Below are 6,792 nucleotides of genomic sequence, written 5' to 3' on the forward strand. Positions count from 1 at the left end.
GACCTGGCCACTGGTGAGACAGAATCATATGCCGATGACGTGGGCTATGCCGCCTTCGTGCCAGTACTGGTTCTGGGAATACCTATCGCTCTAGAGATCTTGAAAACACTCCTGGTGGCATCTGCAGTTGTCATCGTCGCTGGTGTTACGTGGATCGCAGCCACTAACGCAATCGATGCCCTCAATAAAAAGGGATCAAGCTACCAACATTTCCGCGCAATGATTCTAAACGGCAAACTCGTGCTTGCAAATGGTATGTCGCTTTCCGCGGCCATCACATGGGGCCGCGGGGGGAAAGACACGTGGTCTCGCAGCGAGGCCGGCGCGCTCGCAGTTGCGAAAGGAATCAAAAACGGCCTGGCCGTAGTCGGACCTGAGCGCGATTCGGGCGGTCGCGGAAAATTCGCACACTTCCACCCGAGCAACCGCACCCCCGCAATGCACGCCTTTTTCGGACTACCCAATTGATGGACAATCACGAAGCTGACGACCGTTCAGACCTCCTGGCACGGTGGAAGAAGACCAATCCTCAGCGATGGACAACGGACGCCGTTGAAGAACACTTGAAACAGGGTTTTTGTGCATATGAAATCCCGCTCGAGGCCATTACACGCACTGACTATNAGGCTCTTCCTTCAAGAAACTTCGGGCAGTGACACTGACAATCTTGGAACGGCGCCTCTTGGAGACGCGTCTTGGCTGGCATACAACCTTCTAAACACTCAACATTTGGTGGGCCAACGCACCTCCATCGTGCTCGAGCAAGAAGACGGCCTCGTCACTGGTGCCAAGGTTTACGGGATGTCTGACCACCTAACGACGTACATGACCGCGCTGACCGGATACAGAGAGACTGGAACAGAAACTGACCAAAATCACTACTCGATGAAAACTGGCGACGTAAACGACGAAGCCTTCGTCTACTACCTCGACTGCCTAGCGCGACACAGCTTCATCTAGCCCGATACGAACAACACCTGTCAGGCTGCGGATGCTGACCCACGGTGATGCGGCAGAATTATGCTGGCTGCCGCTATCACCCGTTGGTCAGCACCGTAGTCTGAGTCGTCAGAGGAACCTGTCAAGAAGTCGCCCTTGATGTGCCTCGCCCGGAGGCCAAAAAGCGGCCTATTCGATCCTGCGATGTCCGCGATCGCATAGTGGCCACCGGCCGCAGCCAGTTAATCGAACACCCCGCTCACGACGGAGATATTTCTCGGCCCATAAGCACACTGTCGTGCCGGCATAAACGCGACCGTGGCATCAACTGCGGTCGCGACAACTGCCCTGCCCTGGAAAACTCCGCCATTCCACCAAACGGCTGTCTCGAAACCCTAGCGATATAAGACGTCTCACCGCCGCGACCTGAGCTTCCACAGAATCACCGGAATCTTGTGGCGCGCCGATTCTCATAACTACGTCGCATAACCGCATGCTTGAACTGTGGTACTCGCCATTGGTTATGAGACACCCCGGGAGCAGAAATGACGAAACTGATCGGCTACGCGCGCGTATCCACGCGACAGCAGTCCACCGATCGGCAACAGATCGACATCCTCGCCGCTGGCGTCCGGCGTGACGACCTCTACGTCGACCATGGCATTTCCGGTGCTCGAGCATCGCGGCCCCAGTTCGACCGTGCACTCGACGCTCTCGAGGACGGCGACACCCTCGTCATCACGACCCTGGATCGGCTGGGCCGATCGACGCAGAACATGCTCGCGTTCGCCGAGGAGCTCCGCGGCCGCGGAGCCGGCCTTCGCGTACTCAACCTGGGCGGCGGCGACGTCGACACAGCGACACCGATGGGGTCCATGCTGTTCACGATCATGGCTGCACTCGGACAAATGGAACACGAAATCAAACGAGAACGTGTGATCGACTCCATTAACAAGCGCCGCAACGCCGGCAAGGATCTCGGTGGGAGGCCGCGGCTCATCACCGACAGCCAAATCCGGAACGCCCGTCGACTCATCGACGGTGGAGAGCCAGTGACCACGGTTGCCCGTGATCTTGGAATGTCTCGAGCAACGTTCTACCGCCGAACGCGGGCATTGGACCTCGCCGAAGAGTCATCTGAGGCGTCCAAACGTGCCCCGTATAGCCCTCCCTTCACCGGGCATTTTCTCGGACGGGTCTTACGGGACGATCGCCCTCTCGGCACCGCAGGGAACCGAGTAGACGACGATGATTCGAAGGTGTCCCGGTCATCGTCCGGCTTACGGCCTCGAGGTCATGCGGATGGGTCGATGGCTCCCAACCACCGGACTCTTTTTTCGCGACCGTGTCGATCCTGTGCACTCTCATTCGACGCCATAGTAGAGAGACGCATCCGACGCCCTCGTAACGAAGGAGAACACAATGAAGTACATGCTGATCATGCGCGTCACCGATGAGGCGCTGGAGGCGTCGAAGAGCCAGGACTTCGAGGAGATCATCAACGCGATGGGAGCCTTCAACGAATCGATGATCAAGGCGGGCGTGATGCTCGCCGGTGAGGGGCTGTCCGACGCAAAGGAGGGCTTCGTTGTCGACTTCGCCGCTGATAAGCCGATCGTCACCGACGGCCCCTACGGGGAAACCCATGAGCTGTTCAACGGTTTCTGGATCATCCAGACCGCCAGCAAGGAGGAGGCAGCCGAGTGGGCCAGCCGCGCCCCGCTCGGCCCGGGGAGCAAGCTCGAGGTGCGCCGTGTGACGGACGAGAGCGACTTCGAGGTGTTCTCCGACAACGAGTACATCCAGAAAGAGGCCGGCTGGCGCGAAGAGCAAGTGGCCAAGTCGCAGGAGAACTGAACCGTAGCGATGCCCGATATTCGGCGAACGGTTGACGCCGTCTGGCGCATCGAGGGCGCGCGCATCATCGCTACGCTTGCCAAGATGACCGGCGATGTCGGCATTGCCGAGGACCTCGCCCAAGAGGCGCTTGTCGACGCCCTTACGCAGTGGCCAAAGTCGGGCGTCCCGCGGAATGCGGGCGCCTGGCTCACGGCCGTCGCCAAGCGCAAGACGATCGACGGCTGGCGTCGGCGCGAGCGGCTCGATGAGTGCTATCGCGCGATCGCCCACGACCTCGAGGCGGCGGGCGACGACGAGTGGCAGCCTATCGACGACGATGTGCTGCGGCTGATTTTCATCGCCTGCCACCCCGTGCTCTCCCGGGAGGCGCAGGTTGCGTTAATCCTCCGAGTGGTGGGCGGCCTCACCACCGAGGAGATCGCGCGGATGCTGCTGGTCCCCCTCGCGACTGTGCAGCAGCGGATTGTGCGTGCGAAGAAGACTCTTTCGGCCGCGCGAGTGCCGTTCGCGGCACCTGACCCGAGGGAGTGGCACGGCCGGCTCGGCGCAGTGCTCGGCGTTATCTACCTGATCTTCACGGAGGGGTACGCGGCGACATCCGGCGACCGCTGGATCCGCACCGAGCTCGCGAATGAGGCATTGCGGCTTGGTCGCGTGCTCGCCGGGTTGCTGCCGAGAGAGCCCGAGGTGCACGGGCTTGCCGCACTCATGGAGTTCCAGGCGTCGCGGTTCGCCGCCAGGATCGGCCGCAACGGCACCCCGATCCTGCTCGCCGACCAGGACCGTTCCCACTGGGACCGCGCTCAGATCGAGCGTGGGCGCGCGGCACTTCGGACGTCGGATGTCCTGGGCCGTGGGCGCGCAAGCTACGCTCTGCAGGCGGCCATTGCCGAGTGCCATGCGATTGCGGCGAGCATCGACCAGACCGACTGGGAGCGCATCATACTGCTTTACGACGCGCTCGGCCGGCTCGTGCCGAGTCCTGTGGTCGAGCTTAACCGTGCGATCGCGGTGTCCATGGCTACTGGTCCGGCGAACGGGCTTCGCATCGTCGACCGGCTCGATTCCACGGGGGCCCTGCGCGGCTCGCACTTGCTGCCGAGCGTGCGAGGCGAGCTGCTCGCACGGCTCGGCCGCACGGAGGAGGCGCGCTCGGAGCTGCTCACCGCCGCCGGGCTTACCGCCAACGAGCGCGAGAGCGCCGTGTTGCGCGCCAAGGCGGCTGCGCTCTGATCGAAACCGCACTCACCGTCAATGTCAGAGAACCTCGACGTTGCTGCCTCCTTCGACTACCGAAGTGGTGTCCCGCTAAACATTCCCCTTGGGGGTCAGCTCGATGCGTCTGATCCTTCGCGGTCTTTTTCGTCTTAGCAGTCAAAGCGATGACCGCGTTTGCAGCTGAGAGGACGGCTACCAGCAGAGCGAGAACCAGACTAAAAACATGCCCTCCGTTGGTTCCCGTGTCTCCGTTCGCGATCGCAATTATCTGGATCATTGCGTTTGCTAGCCAGAGCACGACCATTACGAGGCTGAGCCCGACCTGATGCCTGCCGACCCACAAAATTATCCGTCTGCCAGTCATGGTGTCAATATATCCGTGTGATCTTCCAATTCCTACGAGTCCGATAGGGGTTCGGCATACGGGCCAAACAGTGGTCGCCACTCCAGGCAGGGCGCTCTGCCCGGCGTATACGCTCATGACATGAGCTAAGTGCATCTGAGTGGGCAACTCGTCTGCCGTAATCAGGGTCAGGTAGCAGTTCTGATCACGTGGCTCGGACGCGTGCGGAGCATGGACGCCTCTCGTTCCGTGTTACGTCGACCGGCGATCCCATGGTGTGGCAGGTCGATGAGTGCTTCCAGGATAATTCTGCGCTCAAAGCACACCAGGACCGCGTTTCGGGAAGCACCTGGGGACGGGCCACAGCCGGGATCGAACGTCGCTATGCGATCGACGGGGTCTAGTCACCTCGTTCCCGGCCTTTCTCGAAGGAGCCGCCACCGTTAGAGCTGACCTATCGACGGATCTATCCGTGCCTAATTTCTCGGCCTCAGCGTCGTCAATTGCAACCCGTGCCGTGGGGATAAAGTGGGGTTCACCGATGACCGTTTGGCTCCACGCCCACGTGAACGGTCGAGGGCGTGGGAGGCAACCGATGGGAACCTTCCTCAGCACGTTCCTTTCCGATTCCGCGGAACTTCCGGAGCTAAAGAATCGCGTTCGTTTAGCCGGACCCGTGCCGCTTTCGTCGCCACTACCAGTTGCGGATCTTGCCGCAGACAGCATCGCGGCGACCAAGCTCATGGCCTCGTTGCTGCGCCTTGTCCGCACGGGAGTGCGTAATCCCAAAGCGAGCGAAGTTCCGCAGGTGAGCCTTCTGCCGCAACTCGTCGCCGGCGCCTACCGGAGTGACCAACTGTTCCGCTGGAACGGGAACCCCGCTCCAGCGTGGGCACCCCTGTCCGGATTTTTCGCCTCGAGCGACGGCTGGGTTCGCACTCACGCCAACTATCCCCATCACGAAGCGGCTTTGCGCTCACTTCTGAGATTGAACGGTTCCGCTTCCGCCGAGGTCGTAGCGCACGCGATTTCGCATCGCAGCGCTCTCGATCTGGAGGATGAAGCCGCAGACTCTGGTGCGATCATCAGTGCGGTTCGCAGCCCGAGTAGTTGGAGAGGACATCCTCAAGCTCAAACCATGAAAGCGGAACCCTTCATTAGCCTGGTGCAGCAGGGCGGAGACTCGGGCCTCCAAAGACGGGGGTCGGCTGACAGTTATGCGCCGCTGAAGGGCGTTCGGGTGCTCGACTTGACCCGGGTCATAGCCGGGCCGGTGGCCACTCGTAGTCTCGCGTTCTTCGGGGCAGATGTCCTGCGCATCGACAGCCCTGGCATGCCGGAACTCCCTTGGCAGTACCTCGATACCGGGCAAGGGAAGCGCTCGGCGCTCCTTGACCTCGGCTACAAACCAGATCGAGACTGCCTCGAACAGCTGCTGACAGACGCCGACGTTGTTGTCACGGGATACAGGCCGAACAGCCTCTACCGGTTCGGCCTCTCGCCGGTCGAACTCCACAATCGCCATCCGGGGCTCGTTATCGGCCGGGTGAGCGCGTGGGGATTGAGCGGCCCCTGGATCGAGCGACGTGGATTCGACAGTATCGTTCAAGCAGCCAGCGGCATCGCCCAGATCCACGCAAACGGCACCGGCAGACCAGGTGCTTTGCCCGTCCAAGCTTTGGATCATTCCGCCGGGTATCTACTTGCCGCCGGGATCATGTCAGCACTTCGACGTCGGCACCTCGACGGGTACGGATGGACCGTCGACATTTCACTGGCCCGGGTCGCTCAAGAGCTACTCGCCCAGCCTTATTCCGCGCCAACCGAAGCCGGCTCCTACGAGATCCAAACCGCGAACGCGGAAACGCCAGAAGGAACCGTCACCTGTGCCGCACCCGCGATCAGCATCAGCGGTGGACCGAATCGCTACAGGTGGATCGGCCGCCCGTGGGGAGCAGACCAGCCGGAATGGGCCGAAGCACGATCCGCCAGCGTCCAGCGATAAGCCCCACCCGGAAGGTGCGCCATCGGCCGCTCCAGCATTGCGAAAGCAGCCCGCAGGGGGTTCGACAAAGGCAGTGTCTACGCAACCGCGCAACGCATGGCGTCAGCGTTGGCCGATGACGATATGCCCGCCGCGGCCGATGCCAGCGTGCGGGCGGCGACGCCGGCACTGCGTCGTCGTGGTGGATCAACCATTGGCACCATCACGCTGCCGTGATCCTCTACATGAGCAACGGTCCCTTCCGCGACGGCGACCTCACCGACAGGAACCTGTCGCAGCGGAGGGACAAAGCACGTCGCAGCCGCACAGCATTCCCGGCCACCGAACAACGCGGATTTGTGGCATTACGAAGAGGTGGCTTCGGGATCCGGGCGCCAACTTTTCGTCGCTTTCAGAAAATCTACTCCTCACGGCCGTCGTCGCGCGA

The 6,792-nt window shown here is 61.6% G+C and carries 6 protein-coding genes and 1 pseudogene; all 7 read left to right on the plus strand.

The window, feature by feature from the left end; all coding sequences use genetic code 11:
• A partial coding sequence (locus E3T46_RS17740) for a hypothetical protein (RefSeq protein ID WP_198419097.1) occupies positions 1-468 on the plus strand: 468 nt, incomplete at its 5' end.
• 333 nt (positions 469-801) lie between these two features.
• Positions 802-960 carry a hypothetical protein gene (locus E3T46_RS17745; RefSeq protein ID WP_166790157.1) on the plus strand — a complete coding sequence of 53 codons (159 nt, stop codon included), beginning with the start codon at positions 802-804 and terminating at the stop codon, positions 958-960.
• A 524-nt stretch (positions 961-1,484) separates the two neighbouring features.
• Positions 1,485-2,057: pseudogene (locus E3T46_RS03360) on the plus strand (recombinase family protein); the annotation flags it as partial.
• Positions 2,058-2,361: 304 nt separating this feature from the next.
• Positions 2,362-2,796: a YciI family protein gene (locus E3T46_RS03365; protein ID WP_134577461.1), complete on the plus strand. Its 435-nt coding sequence runs from the start codon at positions 2,362-2,364 to the stop codon at positions 2,794-2,796.
• Positions 2,797-2,805: 9 nt separating this feature from the next.
• Positions 2,806-4,032, plus strand: a complete 1,227-nt coding sequence (locus tag E3T46_RS03370; protein WP_134577462.1) for an RNA polymerase sigma factor — start codon at positions 2,806-2,808, stop codon at positions 4,030-4,032.
• A 923-nt stretch (positions 4,033-4,955) separates the two neighbouring features.
• Entirely contained in the window at positions 4,956-6,365 is a 1,410-nt protein-coding gene (locus tag E3T46_RS03380; protein ID WP_166790158.1) for a CoA transferase, read from the plus strand.
• A gap of 212 nt (positions 6,366-6,577) precedes the next feature.
• On the plus strand, positions 6,578-6,792 hold a 215-nt coding region (locus tag E3T46_RS18280), incomplete at its 3' end, for a hypothetical protein (RefSeq protein ID WP_206751472.1).

The sequence above is a fragment of the Cryobacterium sp. Hh11 genome, from assembly GCF_004404045.1.
Lineage (GTDB): Bacteria > Actinomycetota > Actinomycetes > Actinomycetales > Microbacteriaceae > Cryobacterium > Cryobacterium levicorallinum.